The 678-nt window shown below is 55.3% G+C and carries 1 protein-coding gene; it reads left to right on the top strand.

The window, feature by feature from the left end; genetic code table 11:
• The first annotated feature begins 305 nt into the window (after window positions 1–305).
• Window positions 306–650 (top strand): AbrB/MazE/SpoVT family DNA-binding domain-containing protein, encoded by a 345-nt coding sequence (locus H8711_RS13875; RefSeq protein ID WP_249283910.1) that lies wholly within the window; start codon window positions 306–308, stop codon window positions 648–650.
• Window positions 651–678 lie beyond the last annotated feature (28 nt).

Here is a 678-nt window from a genome sequence, read left to right as displayed (position 1 = left end):
CCGCACCTTGCTTTCTGATTATACTCGATTTTTGTATCGAAGTAAAGTCGGCAACTCCAAGTTGCGGCGAAAAAATCGATGTATGTCAGGCTGGCCTGCGTGCGTACTCTGGACCTTTCCAGGGGCCGCTGTATGGGAGTAATCCCGTACAGCGGCTCTTTTTATGTCCTCGCGGTAGGCCGCGGGGCGGGTTCTCCAACCTCTGACAATTTTTGCTATGGCTTTTCTCCCCGCTCCGCGCCGCCAACCGTCAGGGCTGTAAAACAAGGCCCCACCGGGCCTTTGGGAAAGGCGGAGACATAGAAATGATACGTATCTATAGACGAAAGATTGACGACCTGCGCCGGGTGGTGATCCCGCAGCAGATGCTGAACGGAATCAATGTGAAGCCGGGCGATCTGGTGGACATCACCTGCGAGGGCGGGTCCGTCCGGATCGAAAAGAGTATGCCCACCTGCTGGCTGTGCCGTTCGGACGAAAACCTGGTGGAGGTCGAAGTTGAGGAGCAGAACTGCATGATTTGCAGCAGGTGCGTCATGCGCATCCAGATGGCGCTGATCCGCCGCCAGAGAAGGCTGAAAAAGTACTATACTTTTGAGGCGGCCGAAGAGATCGCCGAAGAAACTGCACAGCAAGAAACAGAAGAATAGCCCTACAGGCAAAAGGGCCGCCGGTACA

This window comes from Ligaoa zhengdingensis (assembly GCF_014384885.1).
GTDB classification, from domain to species: Bacteria; Bacillota; Clostridia; order Oscillospirales; family Ruminococcaceae; genus Ligaoa; species Ligaoa zhengdingensis.
This window is presented reverse-complemented; position numbering and strand designations above follow the sequence as displayed.

Bases quoted from the DNA above. Each gene is read 5' to 3' on its own strand.
- H8711_RS13875 (WP_249283910.1), top strand. From the start codon at position 306: ATGATACGTATCTATAGACGAAAGATTGACGACCTGCGCCGGGTGGTG.